Consider the following 19,687-nt stretch of genomic DNA (forward strand, 5'->3'; position numbering starts at 1 on the left):
GAGAGCTTCAGCGAGGTTTTCGTGGCCTCCGGCAGCGCACGATCGTGCCCACAATGGGATCCCGTAAGGGTCGCGGTGCGGCATTTCTTCTGAACAGAGATCTTTGCGGGGCTTGGCAGCCAAACCACCAGCGTCTGCGCGGTCGAATGGCCAATTTTTACCGATGATAATTGATGCTTATATGGCGTAGGCTTCGAGGCCATAGCGCCGCCCGCATATGCGCCCCAAGGCAACATAATCAGCATCAACAATAATGATAAAGAGGTCCGAGCCATCTGCATACGCGCCTTATCCTCAATCCATCGCGCATTGTCCATGTGCTATCAAACGATCAGCATAACAAATCGCTCTCGTTTCCGTTACTTTTAAGGGCCGTTTGGCATCATTCCGCCGACAGCGTCCTTGCGCGAAAGTTGAAAGCAGGCGGACGGGTTTTACCCACTATTTTTGGTGCCGCCGCATCGTGATCCATAATGTGGCGGCGATAATCAGCGCGGCACCGGCCCAAAATGCAGGTTTGGGTATCTCGTCAAAGACCAGATACCCGACCGTCGTCGAGAACACCAAACTGGCGTAGGAAAGAACCGATAAATACCCCGCTTGCCCATAGCGATGTGCGCGGAGAAAGCAAAACTGTGCGGATTGCGCGAAGACACCAATTGCGAGGAGCAAGGGCCATTGCAGCAGGGGCACGGGTTCCCAAGCCAGAACGGCGAAGGGCGCGGTGATCACGGTCAGGCCTGCCGTGTAGAAGGTCATCATCACCACGGTCGGCGCGGCGACCAGCCTGCGGGTGGTGATCACCGCACCCGTTGCGGCGAAAACCACCAAGACTTGCGCGGCCAGCCCCCAGTTGCCAGAAAACCCCGACGGATCAACGGCGATGAGAACGCCAACAAAGCCAATGGCTGCGGCGATCCAGCGGTCACGGGTGATGACTTCGCGCAACAACCACGCGGCGGCAAGCATTGTTAGGATCGGCCGCGTAAAGCTTACTGCAGTGAACAGCGCCAGCGGCAACCGCGTGATCGCAAAGAAACTCGCGGTGAGGGCTGTGGCGGAAAACGCCACCCGCAGCGCATGCAGGTGGAGGTCTTGGAGGCCGATGAATGCCCGTCGATAGCGCCAAATCCACGGCAGCATGAGTAGAAGTCCGACTCCTGCGCGCAGAAACACCAGTTGAAACGCAGGATAGCCAAGCCCCAAGGCCTTAACGATCGACAACGCCCAAATATTCAGCGCCATATCCGTGAGCAACCAGCCCGCGGCTAGCCCGTTGCGGGAGTGTTCAGCTTCGTTTGGCAAGAAGGTTGGCCATCAATCGGAACCCGCCAGAGGTTAGTTTTTCCATCTGGTGATGCAGTATGAGCGAGGTATGCACGTGTCGCCCCAAACCGACATCCGCCACAAGGATCGCACCTTTTAGCGGCGCTTCGCCCGCGTCATTCATGGCGAGGAGCGGAGTATAGGCATCATCCCAGTCCTTGGCAAAATACAACCCGCGTTCCTTGTGCCAATCGGCCCAATCTGCATCATCAATGCGGTTGGGGTGCTGCAACAGCGGGTGATCGGGCGCGAGCACGGTGACGGTAGCGGTCTCATCCGTAACCCGCCAGCGCAGGGAAGGTTGGCCGATTTCAAGGCGATAGGGCGCTGTCGTCTCGGGGTCCCAATTGTCCCAAGGGCGGTGATAAAGCGTGACCAGCGTACCGCCCGCGCGGACCCAATCGTGGATGCGGGGCATGGCCTCGGCCAGCCCAGCGCGGAACTTCATCGCGAAAATACCGATCACCAAAGTGTCGCAAGCGGCGAGGGCGGCATCGGTGAGCGGCACATTGGACAGGTCCGTCACCTCAGTCCCCATGCGTTCCAGCCATGTAGCAACGCGATCATTGCCGCCGCCGATATATCCGACCCGCACATCCGGCAGGGTCGCATTCACAACACGGATTTGGGCGATTGCAGGGCGCACCAAGACGCGTGGTGCGATATGGTCATGACGGATATGGCGCACACTGCTGGCCTCTAAGCCGTCGAGCGTCAGGGTTAAATCGTAGAGTCCAACCGCAACATTTTCAGGAACCGTGACGGTGAGGCGCCCTTCGCTTTCGCTCACGTGCCAACCGTCAGGCACGCGCAATCCTGCCTGCGCTGAAGGCGGGGAAATATCGCTAACGTCAATAACAAAAGACCTGCGGCTATGGGCTAGATTGATCACATCTGTTTCGGGTGACACGGCGGCCGAGCATTGCGGCACAACAACGGGCGGCACCTCAAACGGCAGGCTTGTTGTCGTAGTGACGCCATGTGTCGTCAGGGTCACGTCAACACAAGGGGCTGCAGGTTGGTCGGGCAAATAGATGGCGGGGTAGGGATCGCTGATGGACGCGTCGTTTGCCAGCGTCACGGTCGCGCCATCCAAGCTCCAGCCTTGTGGGAGCCTTGGGGCAAGCGTCACCTCGCCCGTGTCGGCGGAGAACTCGCTGGATATAGTCGTGCTCGCACCGGGGTGGAGTTTTTCGTCCTGTAGCGACGCGCGCGCGTCGACACCTGCCGCAAGTTGGATGACGCGGGAAAGTTGTTGGTCTTTGCGGGTTAGCTTGTGGCCGAATTCGGACAACTGTGCAGGAGAGGCATTTTCCGAAGCGTTGCGAAGGGCTTGTAAGGCGAGGCTCGCGTGTTTTAAAACCTCAGACGCGTTTGGGAAGGCAGCCAAAGCGGCATCGCAAGCGTCTTGGGCGGCAGTCAAATCAGCCCCGCCCAGATCGCGCAATGTTTGGGCCAAACCAGAGGCGAGGTCCGCATCTGGTCCCGCAACATGCGTATGCGCCAAGTGCAATGGGAAATCGGTTTCTGTGCCGTTTGGCACCCAGCGGCCCATGGCTTGTGTGGCGTGTAGCATGCGGCTTTGTTGGCCGATCCGTGCATAACTCCAGCCCGTGACGGGATCTTTGCCCCTTGCGGCAATTGTGAGGGTTGCGGGCGGCGGCGGCAGATCGTCGTCATAGGCTTGCCCAGCGCCCGACCACGCGGGGAGATACATTTTCCTGACCTGCCAGACGGGTAAATCACTGCCAGCGAATTCAGGATCGGCGGCGAGGTCCATGACCAAATGCGCGGCTTCGGTAATGGCGCGGTGGTGGCCGTGTTGACCGGGGACATCGAGGAAGGTGGGGCAGATTATATCGGGGCGTTCTGTGCGGATAATATCAACAAACCGCGCAAGGGTGCGCTCGCGGCCCCATTTCCCCAGCGTTTCAACGCCTGATTTGGAGAAGCCGAAATCGGTGATTGGATCTTCGGGACTGGTTGAATGCCAATACATCCGTAGATCAAGACGGTCGCAAGCGGCCTCCATCTCGGCGGTACGTAGAGTACCGAGAGCGGCGGCGGTTTCGGTGCCAATATCGTTTTGGCCGCCCTCGCCACGGGTCGAGCAGGCGTATGAGATATCCACCCCGTCGCGAAACCGCATCGCGGCCAGCATCGCGGAGGTTTCATCATCAGGATGCGCGCCTGTGTTCATAAACGACACTGTGGATTTTAGCGCGGTGAGCGCCTGCCACAGCGCCACGATACGGGGGCGATCTCGTTCGGCGGCAATCCGCGCCTGATTGGATAATGGCATGGTGCGCGTCCTTTAGTGAGCGTGAGAAAGAGGCGAGCTGAGCGCTCTGTTTAAAATGAGGGCCGCCGCACCCATTGTCGCGGTCATCCGCCCAGAGGCACCACGCATCAAACGGGTGTGCGGCGCATCGGGACGGTTCGAAACCGAGACCTCGGGCAGGGGCGCATGTGCGACCAGATAATCAAGAATGCTATCCGGCATCGCGCCGCCCAGTACAACGGTTTGCGGATCAAATAAGTTTTCAACAATGGTGATCGCGTGGCCAAGGGTTAAGCTGGCCGTTTCCAGCCACGCCATCAGGTCGGGATCGTTTTGTTGAAAGAGGCGATCCAGCGCGTCGATATCATGGGCGTCTTTGCCCGCCTGTTGCAAGTGTCGCTGTACGGAGTGGCGGCTCAATCCGTCCTCAAGTTTGCCGCCGTGGCCATTGATCGGGATGTGCCCGATTTCGCCAGCGTTGCCATAAGCGCCGCGAACAAGTTGCCCGCCGTTGACCAGACCGAGGCCCAAACCAGCCCCAAAATAGAGATAGGCAAAGGACGCGAATTCCTGTGCAACGCCATTGATGCGCTCGGCCATCGCGGCGGCGTTGGCGTCATTGCTCAGAACGACTGGCAACTTCAACGCATAGGTAAAAAGCGCCTCCGCGTCGACTTCCTGCCAGCCCGTGAGATCGGTCCCCATACCCGTAATGCCCGTCACACCGAAAGGGCCGGGCATTACGACACCAGCGCCGAGCATCCGTCCCGTGGCCGTCGGTACTTGGGCCAACGCGCGGGCATAGAGATCGGTTACATGCGCGATGACAACATCTGGTTCGGTCTTGGTAAGGGCGATCCGCTCGGTGGTGACGGCTTGACCGTTCAAATCCAATAACGCGGCAAATATCGCATCGGGGCGCACCTCAACTCCAAGCGCATATCCGCCCTGGGGATTCAGCGTATACTGCATCGCGGGTAGGCCGCGCCCGACGTTCAAGCGGCCATTTTCCAAAAGCATCCCATCTTGCAACAGCTCGGCGATAATATTGCTGACAGTTTGGGTTGTGAGCGACAGGGTGCGGGCAATTTCGGCACGCCCAATGGCGCCCGCTGTGCGCACTTGCCCCAGCACTGCTTGACGATTTCGGAACCGTGACCGTTCGGCATTGCTGCCTTCTTGAAAGTTTAAAACTACCATGGAATGGACTTAACTCAATTCATTTGAATTATCAATTGATTTGAGTTAAGCCTGATGCATGAGTTCGAAAAATGGACCGCTACAGCCACCAATGGGAGACTAAAAATGAATACACGTTTGAAAGGCCTAGTATTTGCAGGGATGATGTCATCTGCGGCATTGTTCACGAGCACGGCGAGCGCCGTTGAGATTGAATATTGGCAATATTTCTTTGACGCACGCGTTGACGCGATGGAGACGCTGATCACCAACTTTGAGGCCGCAAATCCCGACATTACGGTCACGATGAACCACTTCCCCTATGACAGCTACCGCACCAAGGTTGCCGCCGCGATTCCCGCAGGCGAAGGCCCCGATGTGGTTCAGTTATTTTACGGTTGGTTGAACGACTATGTTGAAGCAGAGTTGATCCAGCCCTTGCCTGCGGATGTGTTCCCAGCGGATAAAATCGACGCGGAATTCTTCCCGATGGTTCAGGCGATGAAGGATGGCGATCAATATTGGGCGCTGCCAACGGCCGTTCGCAGCTTGGCGCTGTTCTACAACAAGCGCCTGTTTGAAGAGGCGGGGATTGAAGGTCCACCAGCCACGCTAGATGAATTGCTTGAGACCGCCAATGCCCTAACAAAACGTGACGGTGCGGGCAATCTGACGACGGTTGGCATCACGGCGGGGATGACTGCGCAAGATCACCACTGGTGGCGCGAAGGTCTGGTACGTCAATATGGCGGTGAGCCGTATCTGGATGATTACAAAACCGTAAACTACAACACTGACGCGGGTGTTGCGGCATTGGATTACTACACCAACTTGTTCATGAACGACTCCGCTGTGACCTCAATCGGCTTTATGGACGAGCCTCAGGCGGCGTTCAAAGCGGGCCGTGCTGGTATGCATATTGACGGGTCTTTCCGTATCGGTTCGCTTGCTGATCAACGCGGACTTGAGTGGGGCGTGGCGGAGTTGCCCTCCGGTTTAGATGGGGTGCAATCCAACTATTCTTCCTATTGGGTGAACGCGATCACATCCAAAGCTGAGGGCGAAAAGTACGATGCTGCGGTAAAGTTCATGGAGTATCTCACCTCTGATGAGGCCATGCAGATCTGGCTTGATGTCGTGGGCGAACTGCCTGCGAAACCTTCCGTTGGTATGACCGAAGCGAATGCGAATGATCCGGTCTTTGGTCCGTTCATCCGTGGGTTGGAATACGCGCACACCACCAAATTTGTGAATGAATCCAGCCAGCGTCAACTGCTTGTTGAGATGGTGGAGCGGATCCAGCTTGAAGGCATGGAACCTGCGGAAAGCCTCGCGATTGCAGCAGAAGCCGAGCAAGTCATGCTCGACGAATATTACGCCAAGTAAAATCGAAACATCCGCCCCGATATATCCTGTCGGGGCGGATTTTAAGAAGGTAGGGCCCCCATGTATCGCAACCTCACTATTCGCCAAAAACAGATCGTATGGGCTTGGGCGTTTTTGGCAATTCCCGTGCTTTTCTATAGCATCATCCGTTTCTATCCGACGGGAAACGCGATTCTGATTAGCTTCCAGAATTGGAACTTACTGGGCAGTCGCACGTGGGCTGGCCTTGATAATTACGAGAAGCTTTGGAACGACGCAGTGTTCTGGAAAGTGTTCCAGAATACCTTTCTTTACCTGTTGCTTGGCACCCCGATCAGTCTCGTGCTCTCCTTTATCATTGCCTACCATCTTGATAAATTGCGCTTCATGCATGGCTTTTTGCGGATGCTGTATTTCCTGCCGTTTATGACTTCTGCGGTGGCGATGGCGTGGGTTTGGCGCTGGTTTTATCAGGACGTGCCGATTGGACTGTTCAACAATATCCTCGCTGGTTTTGGCATCCCTCAAATCAGCTTCTTGAATTCAACCACCAACGCGTTGCCTGCCGTTTTGGCGCCTGCCGTTTGGGCAGGACTTGGGTTTCAGGTGATCATTTTTATGGCGGGTATACGCGCCATCCCGACCAGCTATTACGAAGCCGCCAAGATCGACGGGGTGGGCTGGTTTACCGTGCTCACACAGATCACGCTGCCGCTGTTACGCCCGACGATAGTGTTTATCGTTGTGTTCTCATCCATCGGGTTTCTGCGGATTTTCGACCACGTCTTTAACATGACCACCAATAATCCGGGGGGGCCGTTGAACGCCACGAAACCGCTGGTTTTGATGATCTATGACACCGCATTCAACGGTTTTGACATGGGATATGCCGCCGCGCAAACCGTTGTTTTGTTCACGATCCTGCTGATCGTCTCGCTTATTCAACTCCGCCTGCTGAGGAGCACATAATGTCTCATATCGCTCCCACCGCCGAAACTTTACTAACGGCGCAACCCGCGAAACGCCCACGCAATATGGGCCAGATCATCCGTTGGCTGCTGTTGTTTTTTGGCGGGATTATCATGGTGATGCCGATTGCCTATATGATTTCGACCTCGCTGAAATGGCCGCATGAAGTTTACAATATCAACCTTATCCCTGATGAGCCGACACTGGATAACTACGCCTATGTTCTTGAGGACGGGCGCTTCTATTGGTGGTTTGTGAATTCGACCATTATCGCCACAATCACGACGATCTGTAATCTGCTGTTTGACAGTCTTGTCGGCTATACTTTGTGCAAATTCCGCTTTCCGGGGCGCACAATTATTTTCATCGCCATTCTGTCGACGCTGATGATCCCCACCGAAATGTTGGTGATCCCGTGGTATCTGATGTCGCAATCGTTTGGTTGGTTGGACAGCTATTGGGGCATCATGTTCCCCGGTTTGATGACCGCGTTCGGTACCTTCCTGATGAAACAGTTCTTTGAAAGCGTCCCAGATGATTTCATCGAAGCTGCCCGCATTGACGGGTTGAACGAGCTGCAAATCTGGTGGACGGTCGCCATGCCTTTGGTGAAACCCGCGTTGGCCGCGCTTGCGATCTTTGTGTTTCTCGGCAATTGGACAGCGTTCCTTTGGCCGCTGATCGTGACCAATTCGGTTGATATGTACACCATCCCCGTTGGCCTGTCGGGCTTTGGCGACGAGGCGGATGTGGCGTGGGAGTTGATTATGACGGGGGCAGCTATTTCGACGATTCCGACGCTGATCGTGTTCCTCATTTTTCAGCGGTTTATTATCAGAGGCGTAGTAATGGCGGGACTAAAAGGATGACAGATCACTCAATTTTCCCCGACCCGACCTACAAAGACACCGTGCTTGCACCGCTGTTTGAGGGGGTCAAAACCCACTATGCAGGCCATATGGCGGCGATCAACCGCGCCCATTTGGTGATGCTGGTCGAAACCAAGATTTTGTCGGCACAGGACGGGCGCAAAATCGCGCAGGCCCTTGCGGCGATTGACGCGGAAACCGATATTGCGGCCCTAACTTATACGGGCGAATACGAGGATTATTTCTTCTTTGTGGAGGCCGAGTTGCGCCGTCGCTTGGGCGACCTTGGCGGGGCGCTGCACACCGCGCGATCCCGCAACGACATGGATCATACGCTGTTCAAAATGGCATTGCGCACCCGCGCCGAAGCAATGCTGGATCAGCTTACAACCTTAACTGATGCGCTGATCGAAAAAGCGCGCGCAGAGGCCGACACGTTGATCGTCGCCTATACCCACGGCCAACCTGCGCAGCCAACGACTTTTGGCCACTACCTTGCGGCAATGATCGAAGTATTGAACCGAGACGGCGAACGTCTGTCCGCTGCGATCGACAACCTCGGCCACAGTCCAATGGGCGCCGCCGCGATCACCACCTCTGGGTTCCCTATCGACCGCACCCGCATGGCGGAGTTGCTTGGATTTGAAGGGCCGCTGGTAAACTCCTACGGCTGTATCGCCAGTGTGGATTACGTCACGGGGCTCTATTCCGCCGTTAAACTTGTGTTCCTGCATTTGGGGCGCGTGGTGCAAGATCTGGCTTTCTGGTCCAGCTTCGAAGTGGCGCAACTCTATGTGCCCAACGCGCTGGTGCAGGTCAGTTCGATCATGCCGCAAAAGCGCAATCCGGTGCCGATTGAACATATGCGCCACCTTGCGTCCGTCACTTGTGGACGCTGCGATATGGTGGTGAACACGATGCACAACACGCCGTTCACCGATATGAACGACAGCGAAGGCGAGGTGCAACAAGCGGGCTATGCGGCGTTTGAAAGTGGCGGTCGGGTGCTCGAACTTCTAACCTCTTTCCTCCCTGCGTGTTCAATCAATGCCGCAAAAGTGCGACGCAATACCGATGCCGCGAGCATCACGATCACCGAGCTTGCCGATACGCTTGTGCGCGACGCGGGGCTGACCTTTCGTCAAGCCCACGAGATCGCGGCCCATGTTGCTCGCAACCTTGACGGTGCGCCACTTTCCGAGGGGTTCACCACATTTCAGGCGGCATTTCAAACCGCGACAGACCGCGCAACGGTAATGGACGACACAGCGTTTCGCACGGCAGTTAGCCCTGAAAATTTCGTGGCGTTGCGAGATCGCATCGGCGGCCCAGCCCCTGCGGCACTAACAAGCGCGCTCGATGACAGTGCGCGCGCCACGCAAACCCTCTGCACTTCCGGCGATATGCGAAAACAGCGCATTTCCACCGCCGATACCGCTCGCACCAATGCCTTCACTCAACTGCTGGAGATCTGACCTTGGCCAATCTTGCCCTGCGTAACCTAACGAAATCTTACGGCAAAACAGAGGTGCTGCATGGCATCTCTCTGGATGTTGCCGATGGCGAATTTGTGGTCTTTGTTGGCCCTTCTGGCTGTGGTAAATCGACGACCCTGCGGATGATCGCGGGGCTTGAGGAAACCTCCTCAGGTATCATCGAAATCGGCGGGCGCGAAGTAAACAATCTTGAGCCCAAAGAACGCGATATCGCGATGGTTTTCCAGAACTATGCAATCTATCCGCATATGTCGGTCAAAAAGAATATCGCCTTTGGTTTGCGGTCCTCTAAGATGCCGAAGGCAGATAAAGAGAAGCGTATTCAAGAAGTTGCCGAAATTCTTGATATGGTCAATCTGCTTGATCGCAAACCCAACCAACTGTCTGGCGGCCAACGCCAACGGGTTGCGATTGGGCGCGCGATGGTGCGTGATCCTGCGGTGTTCTTGTTTGACGAACCCCTCTCGAACCTTGATGCGCAACTGCGTACGCAAATGCGGCTTGAGATCAAAAAACTCCACCAACGGGTTGGCAATACAATTATTTTCGTGACCCACGATCAGGTCGAAGCCATGACCATGGCCGACCGGATTGTCATCATGAAAGACGGGCATATTCAGCAGGTCGGAACCCCTGCCGAGGTGTTCCACAAACCCGCAAATACCTTTGTGGCACGCTTCATCGGTGCGCCCTCTATGAACTTGTTGGAAGGGAGAATTGACGGCACGGTCGTGACGCTTGCCTCTGGTCAAACCGTCAATGTGCCGACGCTCACCGCGAACAAAAACCAAAGTGTTCTTTTGGGTGTTCGTCCAGATGATCTGCATCCTGCTAGCGCAAATCCGATTCTCACAGGCAAGGTTGTTCTGCGCGAGCCTTTGGGGTCTGAGACCTTGATTTATGTCGAAACACCCTCCGGCGAAATCATCGCCAAAGCAGATGGCAGAACGCCGCCCGAAGTCGGGGAAACGGTGCACCTTGGTGCGGATGCCGAAAACCTGCATGTCTTTGACACCGAAAGTGGAGAGGCGCTGACATGAAGAAGCCGATCATGTGTGCCGGTAGGCTCTACTGTGATCTGGTTTTCGCAAACACGCCCCGTCTTCCGACGGCTGGAACCGAGGTTTTTGCGCCAAAACTTTCCTTGCATGCGGGAGGAGGGGCCTTCATTACGGGGGCCACTTTTGTTGCTTTGGGGCATCCGGTTCGGCAGTTTTCGACCCTGCCTGCCGCGCCGTTCGATGCGACCGTTTTGGCGGATATGAACGCGCACGGGATTGCCGCAACCGACTGTAAACGCGCCGCTATTGGCACCGATCCACAGATAACCGTCGTGATGGCCAACGCGGAGGATCGCGCCTTTTTGACCCGCGCCGATGGTCCTGCCACCCCTGATCCGGCGGTGGTTGATTTTACGGGCTTCTCACATTTGCACATCGGCGAATTAAGTACATTACGTGAAACGCCCTCCTTGCTGGACCACGCGCGGGCCGCAGGGCTTACGGTTTCGCTGGATTGTGGTTGGCAGGACGTGTTCGATGCAGATGTGGCCGCGTTAATCGCCGCCGTTGACGTATTTTTGCCCAGCGAAAGCGAGGCTGCCGCCCTTGTGGCCATCGGCGTACCAGAAGTCTGCGCGCCGCTCACCGTTGTGAAATGCGGCAAGAATGGCGCCCGTGCGCGGGCCTTAACAGACAGCGCTTGGACCCACAGCACCACCGCCCAAGTTGAGGTCATTGATGCCACCGGTGCAGGCGACTCGTTTAACGCGGGTTTCTTAGCGTGTTGGCTAGAGCAAGCCCCGTTGAGCGAATGCTTGGCCAAAGGCAACGCCTGCGGGTCCGCGGCGGTGCAATCCCTTGGTGGTGCGAGCTATTTGAAACGGGGCTAAGACGTGCTCATTCCTTCGCTGTCATTAACTGGAGGAATGTTTGACGCCCAGCGTCGAGACGAGTGATACGGCGCTGAAAATAATACAGAAATAGGCCAAGAACTCGAAGACTTCCTCGAAAAGTTGATGCGGCTCGACCTTTAAAAAGTTTTCCTCAAACGCCGCGCCAATGGCAAACAATATGAACCCACATAGAATCCAACCCATCGGGCGCGACGTGATGAAGTTCCTTAGGAAAGCTTTGGAGACCTTGAGGTGCGTCACGATCAGTGTAAAGGCGCCTGCAAGCAACAAAATCACGATTATCGCAGACGCCATCATCAAGACATTCACGGTTGCGGGGTCCAGTCCGTATATCGCACCCCAAGTCGTTTCGCGCCCAACCCCCGCAAAGGAAACGGCGGTGAACGTTAGGCAAATGGCCACGATGCCAGCGCGAAACTCGACATGGCTTGGCGCGGCCTTCACTGCGGCAATGGCCCAGGCGAGCACCATGCCGATAATGACGATCAACTCCGCCGCCTCAATAAAGCCATCCTCATTTGTATTTAAGGGGAAGATTTGGTTCGCAACTCCGACCACCACGACAGCCATTCCCATCGCAAATGCAATGCGTAGCCAATACCATAGTCTGCGGCTGTTACCGGACAAAAAAGTGTACATCGGTGGGGGCTCAATTATTTGATATCAAGGAAGCGGCCACCACACATAATTGTAACAGTTCGATAAACAAGGGATGCGACCTTTCGGTAACGCATTCGTGAGCAATGTCGATTTTGTAGCCTCATTGTGCGACAGCAATCAAATATCGCGCGGCATCGTGGTTGATGCAATACCCGCCATTTTAGCAAGCTTATTCGTTGATTGAAATTTACCGCCTACCTCGACATAAGACGAAGGGCGACCAATCGTGCAACGACGAATAGGCGGAACGAGATATGAAAAAAATTGCGATCATCAGTGGTGGCCTGTCGGGCATGGGCCTTGCGATTGCCAAGCGGTTACATGCCTCTGGAACGGTGGTTTGCATTGGGGCGCGGCGCGGTGGTGACGCGGAGGTCGTGGCGAAGCTACATGCCGCGGTTGGTGCGCCAATTCACGTTGCGCCGCTTGATGTGCGCGACAGCGAAAGCGTTGCTAAGTTTGTGGGGGACGTCGTGGCCTCGCATGGCAAAGTGGATATTTTGGTCAACACGGCTGGCGTCTATGAAGAAGCGAGCGTTATTGATCATTCCGACAAGCTTTGGGACGATACGATTGACACCAACCTGACCGGCACGTTTAAAATGATCCGCGCGGTGATGCCATTGATGAAGGCACAAAGCTGGGGCCGGATCATAAACCTCGCCTCTGTCGCGGCGCACAATGGCATGATCGACAATGCAGCTTATTGCGCGTCCAAGGCGGGTCTTTTGGGCTTGGGACGCTGTGTCAGCCTTGAGGGCGCCGCGCATGGGATTACCTGCATCAGCATCAGCCCAACTTGGGTTGAGACAGAAATGCTCAAACATTTTGTCGATCAGGAAGTGGCCGAAACGGACGCCACGCGCGCTGAGGTACAGGCGAAATATGAAGCCTCCAATCCACAAGGCGCGCTCGTACAACCCGAAGAGATAGCCGAGCTTGTAGCCTTCATTGTGAGCGATGCTGGACGAGCGATCACCATGGAAGACATTCAAGTTAACGCGGGATCGCTTTGGTAGGGTGTTAATTCACTGATTTCGCGCGAGGAATAACCCGTCGGGCCAAAAGTTCGGCGGGGCTAGAAAGAGACGCAAACGACTGCTCCGTTATGCCCTCCCACATTTTTTGTGCGGCGTCGTGGGTCAGGGTTGCTGTTGCTTTTAGTGCTGTGAGGTCCGAGGCAATGAGGGCCCGTTCCGCATCGGACAAGGGCGCTGCGCGCAGCCAATTCTCAACGGGGATCACGGCAATTTCTGCGACCTCTGGCAATAGTGCCGTTGTGGCGTATTGATTTGGCGTCAGGTTAAAATACCGCGCCCCATCGGTGGGGATCAGATCGGCGAGAAACCGTGCCGCCGCGTGAACATCGATCATTCGAAAAGCAAAGCCTTCGGGAACGGCCTTGATTTGGGAGCAAGCGGCCATAATGACCTCATAGATGTCTTTGCTGTTGGGCGCGTCCAGATCATACAAAGACGGCAACCTGACAATTGCCGCCGCCACGCCTGACTTGGCGATCTGATGTTCGGCCTCGATTTTGGCCGCGCCATATCCCGAACAATGTGGATAAATCGCTGTCGCGGCCTCATCGTAAGGGCCTCCTGTATCGGCAAAAACCGCTGAAGTGGACGAGAACCGCAAATCAGCAAAAGCATCGTGGCAAAACTGAAGAATATTGGCGATGCCAGCCTGTGACCAGACCTCCATATGATTGCGATCGACCGCGAGGTTTACCATCGCCGCGCAATGAATCACGCTGCGGACGCGGGATGTGAGAGTTTCATAATCGGCGGTATCAAGGCCGAAATGCACGTCTTCAAGTGCTGCGGGAATAAGGACCAACCGCGCGGAATCCACGCCCTGTTCGGCTGCAATCGCGTGCAATCGGTCGATTGCGTCGCGGCGTTTGGGGCGGATGAGGCAATAGATGACATCGCCGTCCGGCAAAGACCGCGCGGCGGCGGCCATCACTCGACTGCCGAGGAACCCCGTGGCCCCCGTCAGTAAAATACCCGAGCGTTTGAAGCTGCCGTGCGCTTGTGGTCGGGTTGCAGATGACGAGAGAATATCGTGCAAACGCCCCAAGGGAACGTTCAGCGCAAAGTCGAAATCGACGCGACAGCCATAGACGGCCTCAAGAGCGAGGAGGAGATTCACCGCCATCAGGGAGTCGCCGCCTTGGTCGTGAAACGACAGGCTGGGATCGAGTGTCGCGGCAGGGCAGCACATGATTTCAGCAGCTTTTGCGACCGTTGGTAAGACGTCGGTTGTGGCCGCATCGTCGGCAAGGATTGCGTTAATTCTGGGCAGGGCATTGTAATCGCATTTTCCCGAGACCGCATTGACGGGCATAGTATCAAGCTGCACCAAAAAGCTTGGAATACAGTAGAAAGGCAATTCCGCGCGCAGGGCTTGGGAGAGCGCGGCAGGAAGCCGACTTTCGCCCGCTTCAAGTCCCCATTTCGCACGGTTTTCGGCTGACTGTGCGGGGTTGGCGCAATAATAGAGCACGAGAGCTTTGCCTTGACCATCTATCTCTTGAATCCATGGCACTCCCTGCGAAAAGGCCACGAAACTATGCAGCGATTCCGTCAGATCGCGGGTTTGTATGCTATGCCCCCGCAGCTTGAGCATATGCGCCACGCGGCCCATCACATGTATGCTGCCATCCGCGGCTATATATCCTTGGTCACCCGTATCATAAAGGCGCGCAAACTGGCCATTCAGGGTCAACTCGCGAAACCGCAGCGCCGTTTCCTCAGGGCGGTTCACATAACCGGGGCCGAGCATCCTTGGGCCTTCGAAATGCAGCAATCCAGGTTGCCCCGCGGCACAGATTTGATCGTTATCATCCAGAACCACCGCCTTGATATGTGGCATCGAAACGCCCACGGAAGCAGCCCCCGCACGGCCTTGCGGCCCCGACACTTTGGTCATCGAAATATCGTGGGTTTCGCAAATGCTATAGAGGTTCCAGAGCGTGACGTTTGGCAGTTTTTCCCGTACCGCCGCAACCAAATCATCGCTCACAACTTCGCCATTCAAAATCACCCGTTGCAGGGGCACATTTTGGGTCACCTCGGCGGTCGTGGTCTGGAGGATTTTTTCAAGCGCGGAGGGGGTGAAAAGCATCTCGGTCACGGTGTGACGGGTCAGGAACGCCGCAAGATCATCGGGGTTCAGGAGTTCATTAAAACGCGGAAAACAGAGTTTCGCGCCATCCCGCAGGGGGCGAAACATTTCCCAGATCGCAAAGATATAAATGCCGACGGTGTGCTGTGGATCATAGGGCGTAAATTCATCGCGCCACTCATACGACAGGTGGGCAGATTGATGTGTCACGGGGATGCATTTCGGCTTGCCCGTGGTGCCTGAGGTCGCAACCACATAAATTATATCATCTGGCGCGACATCCGCCGCAACGATCGGTTGTGGCGGCCTGTTTGCGGGGGTTTTCAGGATTGTTGGAGCGTCGATACTCTGGCAGGTCGCGGGCAATTGGCCAGCCTTGGGCGCTTGGCACAGGAACACCACGTCAATCGAGAGCTCGGCGACGATATTTGTTAAAACATCTGTTGGCATCGCTGGATCAAGATGAACGAAAGGACGCCCCAGAACCACGCAAGCCGTTGCAACCGCGCCGAAAATAACGGAGGGCTTGCCAAAAATCGCAACGGTGCCGATTGACGGAAGGTGAATTGCCAGCCGATCAATGCAATCCGCCAATTGCCCATAACTGAGGGTTAGGTCGCAGTCCGCGAGGGCCGTCAAATCGGCATGATCCTGCAGCGCTTGCGCCAGTTTTCTCGGGACTGTTGTGGTCTGGGTCAATGAAAAATCCAAGTCATTCGCGAAACAAGAAACGACCTTATTCGTCCCATATGCGACATAAACTTGGTATCTTGATTTTGGACAAGAAGGTCAAGATGCCAAGCGATTTTAAATCGTTTCACGCGGCTATCGATGATGCCCGCGTGAAACGGATTGTTGCTGCGTTTGCCCCACAGATACGCAACCTGCGCACCATTTTGAGGTGGCGCAGGTTCCTTAATTTCCTCAGGGCCGTTGCTGTCCATTGCCGAAGACGAGGTATTTGAAGCTCGTGAGCTGCTCTGCTCCGACGGGTCCGCGCGCGTGCATTTTGCCCGTTGCGATTCCGATTTCCGCACCCATGCCAAACTCGCCGCCGTCCGAGAATTGGGTCGACGCATTGTGCATCACCACGGCGGAATCCACAGAGGTCATGAAGGCCGTAGCGGCCGCCATGTCATCGGCCACGATCGCATCGGTGTGACCCGAGGAGTGCGCCTGCACAAAGGCGATGGCGTCTTGCAAATCGTCGACAATTTTCACCGACATGATGTTGCTCAAATACTCGGTATTCCAGTCTTCATCAGTCGCGGGAATTAAGTCCGGCAGGATTTTTTTAGCTTCAGCATCCCCACGCAACTCACAGTCTACGAGGGCTTGCGCCAAATGGGGCAGGACCCTTGTTGCGACACTGCGGTCGATCACCACGCATTCGGTCGCGCCACAAATTCCTGTCCGGCGCATCTTGGCGTTTTGGACAATGCCCACAGCCATATCAAGATCGGCGCTTTCGTGGATATAGGTGTGGTTGTTGCCATCGAGATGCAGCAACGTCGGTACCCGCGCTTCTTTTTGCACCAGCGATACCAGCCCACGGCCACCGCGCGGAATAACAAGATCGACGGTATCGATGCTGTGCAACAGGAGTTTCACCGCTTCTCGATCCCGCGTGTTCACCAATTGCACGGCGTCCTCGGGCAGGCCCGCCGCCTTCAACCCTTGCGCCAAACAAGCGACAATCACGCGCGAGGAATACAAACTTTCCGAACCGCCGCGTAAAATAACGGCATTACCGGATTTCACACATAGGGCCCCTGCATCTGATCCCACGTTCGGGCGCGATTCATAGATCATCGCGATGACGCCAATGGGCACGCTGACTCGGTTGATTTTGAGGCCATTGGGGCGATCAAACGTCGCGAGGGTACGGCCAAGCGGGTCGTCTTGGGCGGCAATCGCATCAAGCGCGTCGGCCATGCCTGCCACGCGGTCTTCGGTCAAGGTAAGGCGGTCTACGAAGGCTGCGTCCTTGCCGCTATCACGGATACTGTCGACATCCTTGGCGTTGGCTTGCAGGATCTCGGAGGCGCGGGCGCGTAAAGCTTTAGCGGCCTCTGTGAGGGCTAGATTGCGCTGATCTGATGTTGCCATAGCGAGGCCGCGTGCCGCAGCCTTGGCGCGCTGGCCAAGGTCTGCGACGAGGGTTTCAACGTTCATCTCTTCCGTAGGTGTGCTCATGTCATCCATTCTCGTGTCTCCTTAAAACGGCGGCTCGAAGGCCGTTTCTATTTCAGTTCGGCGGCGCGGCGATAGGCGGCCTGTACGGTATTCTCGAAAAGCGCGTGCAGCTGGCCGTCGTGCATCAACGCCTCCAGCCCAGCTTGCGTTGTACCGTTTTTGCTGGTCACCGAATTTCGCAACTCTTCAAGGGAAGACTCCGACTGACGGGCCGTTTCAACGGCGCCCGTGATGGTGTCAAAAACCAGCTTCTCCGCGGTTTCTTGATCAAACCCTACGGATTTCGCGGCGGCAACATAGCTGCGCATTAATTCGAAAACATAGCCCGGACCGCTGCCACTGACGGCGGTTAAACGATCGATCTCGTCCTCGTTGGCCAGTTGCACACAGCTACCTGTTTGGGCGATCCATGCGGTCACGTCCGTAACTTGCTGTTTGGAACAGGCGTCATTGGAGTAAATGCCAGAAACGCCAAGGCCAACCATCGCAGCCATATTTGGCATGACGCGAATGATCGCCGCATCGCCCACAATTTTCGCGACCGTCTCGATGCTGCAGCCCGCAGCGATGGACACAAAGCATCCACCCGTTTTCAACGCATGCACATAGTCGGGCAGCACATCAACAATCATCTGTGGCTTGATCGCGATTAGAACCACATCAAAGACACCGGCGGGCACATCTGCTGCGTCCGTCACATGGGTAACGCCGTCTGGAAGGCCGGTGGCGGCAGGGTCGGCAACGGTAAACTGGTTCTCATCTCTGGCGGCCCACTGGCGCAACATCGCGCCCCCCATTTTGCCGCATCCAATCAGAAGTATGTTCATCTGTGTCTCCCTTTACGTGGGCTGGCCCCGTGCATCCGTCGCGCTGCATTGCAGCATGCAGATGTCGGCCCGCCCAGTTTTTCATCCCATCGCTGAACGTCCATAACGCGCCTCTTTGGGCGGGCTAGAGCAGCGACCTGTTTGCATTCTCATGTTGCGGACGTGGTATAACGCACCGAATCAATGAAAGGGTTAGTGCTACAGGTCAGCGTCGCAAGACGCAAACCGTTCACATTTTATCCTTTCAAAACAAAAAGATATCGGAGACCTACCATGGCGAAGAAAAAGAAAATCGTTGTTAAAATCGGATCTAGTCTACTGGCAAACAGCGAAAAACTGACCCTGCGCTATGCTTTCTTGAACGGATTATTGAGCGATCTTGCTCAACTTCAAAAAGAAGGTCACGACATTATTCTGACGTCCTCTGGGTCAGTGGCACTTGGGTTGAATATGGTCGGTAAACGGCCCGAAGATGCGGGCATTTTGGACAAGCAGGCGGCCGCCGCCTGTGGACAGCCGCTCTTGATGAATGCCTATCGTCAGGTCGCCTCCGAGCATGACATGGAAGTCGCGCAAATGCTGGTGACGGTCGAGGACATGGAAGAGCGGCGCCGCTTCCTGAACATCAAAAACACCATGTTGCGGTTGTTTGAAAACGACATCATGCCGATCATCAACGAAAACGATTCCGTCGCGACGCGTGACTTGCGGGTGGGGGACAACGACCGTCTTTCTGCCAAAGTGGCCCAAATGGTTCAAGCCGATCTTCTGGTCATCCTGACCAGTGTCGAGGGGCTTTATGACCGTGATCCCTCCGACCCCGATGCCGTGTTCATCTCGGAAATTGAGGATGTCACCGAGCATCTGGAGTCCACCACTGGTATTAGTGCATTGGGCAGCGGCGGCATGTTAACCAAAATGCAGGCCGCCAACATGGCACAGAACGCCGGTGTTGAAACAATCATCGCCGAAGGGATTATTGAGCGGCCCGTCTCCTCTGTCCTGAAAAACGAGCGTCGCTATACACGCTGTCTTGTAACGGGTGAAAAGGCCTCGCCGCTCAAAGTTTGGCTCAGCAACCGTCTGCAGGTCGCAGGGACGCTGGTTATTTCAAACGAAGTGGCGGCCTCTGTAATTGCCGGTGACTGTGGGATCACCCGCAGCGACGTGATTTCCATCCAAGGCGACTTCACCAAGGGCGATGTGCTGCACGTCTACACCGAAGACGGGGATGAGGTGGCCCGTGGCCTCACGAACTTCTCGTCCGAGGAAACCATGCTGGTGGCGCGCCATTTGGATATGCCCGTCGAGGACCTGATTGGGTACAAGACCAAAAGTGACATCATCGCGGCAGAAAACATACTGGTTCTCGAAGAAAACCATCTCCAGCATGATGCGCCCGAGGATGACCAGAAAATCGTCGTGCAATTGTAACCCTTAGGGCTATTTAGACATAGAATTGGGCGTGGCAT

General features: G+C 55.8%; 15 protein-coding genes. 8 read left to right on the top strand and 7 right to left on the bottom strand.

Annotation, left to right across the window (positions count from 1 at the left end; genetic code table 11):
• Positions 1–441: 441 nt before the first annotated feature.
• The 3 genes from AB9F26_RS06470 to AB9F26_RS06480 are packed head-to-tail and all read right to left on the bottom strand — an operon-like array spanning position 442 to position 4,807.
• Positions 442–1,305, bottom strand: coding sequence for a DMT family transporter (locus AB9F26_RS06470; RefSeq protein ID WP_335586051.1), 864 nt, complete (start codon positions 1,303–1,305; stop codon positions 442–444).
• Positions 1,289–3,628, bottom strand: a complete 2,340-nt coding sequence (locus AB9F26_RS06475; protein WP_369767637.1) for a PIG-L family deacetylase — start codon at positions 3,626–3,628, stop codon at positions 1,289–1,291. The genes AB9F26_RS06470 and AB9F26_RS06475 overlap by 17 nt, the downstream gene beginning before the upstream one ends.
• A gap of 12 nt (positions 3,629–3,640) precedes the next feature.
• Positions 3,641–4,807, bottom strand: coding sequence for an ROK family protein (locus AB9F26_RS06480; protein ID WP_369767638.1), 1,167 nt, complete (start codon positions 4,805–4,807; stop codon positions 3,641–3,643).
• A 105-nt stretch (positions 4,808–4,912) separates the two neighbouring features.
• On the opposite strand from AB9F26_RS06480, the gene AB9F26_RS06485 reads away from it, so the two are divergent.
• Genes AB9F26_RS06485 through AB9F26_RS06510 form a run of 6 tightly spaced genes read left to right on the top strand, consistent with a single transcriptional unit; the run spans position 4,913 to position 11,376 of the window.
• Positions 4,913–6,172, top strand: a complete 1,260-nt coding sequence (locus AB9F26_RS06485) for an extracellular solute-binding protein (protein ID WP_335586054.1) — start codon at positions 4,913–4,915, stop codon at positions 6,170–6,172.
• 60 nt (positions 6,173–6,232) lie between these two features.
• The gene (locus tag AB9F26_RS06490; RefSeq protein ID WP_335586055.1) at positions 6,233–7,120 is read left to right on the top strand and encodes a sugar ABC transporter permease; all 888 of its coding nucleotides are present in this window, start codon (positions 6,233–6,235) and stop codon (positions 7,118–7,120) included.
• Positions 7,120–7,989, top strand: coding sequence for a carbohydrate ABC transporter permease (locus AB9F26_RS06495; RefSeq protein ID WP_369767639.1), 870 nt, complete (start codon positions 7,120–7,122; stop codon positions 7,987–7,989). Before AB9F26_RS06490 ends, AB9F26_RS06495 begins: the two co-directional genes overlap by 1 nt.
• Positions 7,986–9,464 (top strand): argininosuccinate lyase, encoded by a 1,479-nt coding sequence (argH, locus tag AB9F26_RS06500; protein ID WP_335586057.1) that lies wholly within the window; start codon positions 7,986–7,988, stop codon positions 9,462–9,464. Before AB9F26_RS06495 ends, argH begins: the two co-directional genes overlap by 4 nt.
• 2 nt (positions 9,465–9,466) lie before the next feature.
• Positions 9,467–10,525, top strand: a complete 1,059-nt coding sequence (locus AB9F26_RS06505; protein WP_335586058.1) for a sn-glycerol-3-phosphate ABC transporter ATP-binding protein UgpC — start codon at positions 9,467–9,469, stop codon at positions 10,523–10,525.
• Positions 10,522–11,376: a carbohydrate kinase family protein gene (locus tag AB9F26_RS06510; protein WP_369767640.1), complete on the top strand. Its 855-nt coding sequence runs from the start codon at positions 10,522–10,524 to the stop codon at positions 11,374–11,376. Before AB9F26_RS06505 ends, AB9F26_RS06510 begins: the two co-directional genes overlap by 4 nt.
• A 24-nt stretch (positions 11,377–11,400) precedes the next feature.
• Here AB9F26_RS06510 and AB9F26_RS06515 read toward each other — a convergent pair whose 3' ends face one another.
• Positions 11,401–11,970 carry a hypothetical protein gene (locus AB9F26_RS06515; protein WP_369767641.1) on the bottom strand — a complete coding sequence of 190 codons (570 nt, stop codon included), beginning with the start codon at positions 11,968–11,970 and terminating at the stop codon, positions 11,401–11,403.
• A 344-nt stretch (positions 11,971–12,314) separates the two neighbouring features.
• Between AB9F26_RS06515 and AB9F26_RS06520 the strand changes: the two genes are divergently transcribed.
• Entirely contained in the window at positions 12,315–13,079 is a 765-nt protein-coding gene (locus AB9F26_RS06520) for an SDR family NAD(P)-dependent oxidoreductase (protein WP_369767642.1), read from the top strand.
• 4 nt (positions 13,080–13,083) lie between these two features.
• Here AB9F26_RS06520 and AB9F26_RS06525 read toward each other — a convergent pair whose 3' ends face one another.
• The 3 genes from AB9F26_RS06525 to proC all read right to left on the bottom strand — a co-directional run bounded on the left by AB9F26_RS06525 (position 13,084) and on the right by proC (position 18,215).
• A complete protein-coding gene (locus AB9F26_RS06525) occupies positions 13,084–15,891 on the bottom strand; it encodes an AMP-binding protein (RefSeq protein ID WP_369767643.1) in 2,808 nt (935 codons plus the stop codon).
• Positions 15,892–16,116: 225 nt separating this feature from the next.
• Positions 16,117–17,397: a glutamate-5-semialdehyde dehydrogenase gene (locus tag AB9F26_RS06530; protein ID WP_369767644.1), complete on the bottom strand. Its 1,281-nt coding sequence runs from the start codon at positions 17,395–17,397 to the stop codon at positions 16,117–16,119.
• A 38-nt stretch (positions 17,398–17,435) separates the two neighbouring features.
• Positions 17,436–18,215, bottom strand: a complete 780-nt coding sequence (gene proC / locus AB9F26_RS06535) for a pyrroline-5-carboxylate reductase (RefSeq protein ID WP_369767645.1) — start codon at positions 18,213–18,215, stop codon at positions 17,436–17,438.
• A 273-nt stretch (positions 18,216–18,488) separates the two neighbouring features.
• Here proC and proB point away from each other — a divergent pair, with 273 nt between their 5' ends.
• Positions 18,489–19,649, top strand: a complete 1,161-nt coding sequence (proB, locus tag AB9F26_RS06540; protein ID WP_369767646.1) for a glutamate 5-kinase — start codon at positions 18,489–18,491, stop codon at positions 19,647–19,649.
• The last annotated feature ends 38 nt before the right edge of the window (positions 19,650–19,687 follow it).

The sequence above is a fragment of the Falsihalocynthiibacter sp. BN13B15 genome, from assembly GCF_041205415.1.
GTDB classification, from domain to species: Bacteria; Pseudomonadota; Alphaproteobacteria; order Rhodobacterales; family Rhodobacteraceae; genus Falsihalocynthiibacter; species Falsihalocynthiibacter arcticus.

Bases quoted from the DNA above. Each gene is read 5' to 3' on its own strand.
- AB9F26_RS06475 (WP_369767637.1), bottom strand. From the start codon at position 3,628: ATGCCATTATCCAATCAGGCGCGGATTGCCGCCGAACGAGATCGCCCC.
- AB9F26_RS06480 (WP_369767638.1), bottom strand. From the start codon at position 4,807: ATGGTAGTTTTAAACTTTCAAGAAGGCAGCAATGCCGAACGGTCACGG.
- AB9F26_RS06485 (WP_335586054.1), top strand. From the start codon at position 4,913: ATGAATACACGTTTGAAAGGCCTAGTATTTGCAGGGATGATGTCATCT.
- AB9F26_RS06490 (WP_335586055.1), top strand. From the start codon at position 6,233: ATGTATCGCAACCTCACTATTCGCCAAAAACAGATCGTATGGGCTTGG.
- AB9F26_RS06495 (WP_369767639.1), top strand. From the start codon at position 7,120: ATGTCTCATATCGCTCCCACCGCCGAAACTTTACTAACGGCGCAACCC.
- argH (WP_335586057.1), top strand. From the start codon at position 7,986: ATGACAGATCACTCAATTTTCCCCGACCCGACCTACAAAGACACCGTG.
- AB9F26_RS06510 (WP_369767640.1), top strand. From the start codon at position 10,522: ATGAAGAAGCCGATCATGTGTGCCGGTAGGCTCTACTGTGATCTGGTT.
- AB9F26_RS06515 (WP_369767641.1), bottom strand. From the start codon at position 11,970: ATGGCTGTCGTGGTGGTCGGAGTTGCGAACCAAATCTTCCCCTTAAAT.
- AB9F26_RS06520 (WP_369767642.1), top strand. From the start codon at position 12,315: ATGAAAAAAATTGCGATCATCAGTGGTGGCCTGTCGGGCATGGGCCTT.
- AB9F26_RS06530 (WP_369767644.1), bottom strand. From the start codon at position 17,397: ATGGATGACATGAGCACACCTACGGAAGAGATGAACGTTGAAACCCTC.
- proC (WP_369767645.1), bottom strand. From the start codon at position 18,215: ATGAACATACTTCTGATTGGATGCGGCAAAATGGGGGGCGCGATGTTG.
- proB (WP_369767646.1), top strand. From the start codon at position 18,489: ATGGCGAAGAAAAAGAAAATCGTTGTTAAAATCGGATCTAGTCTACTG.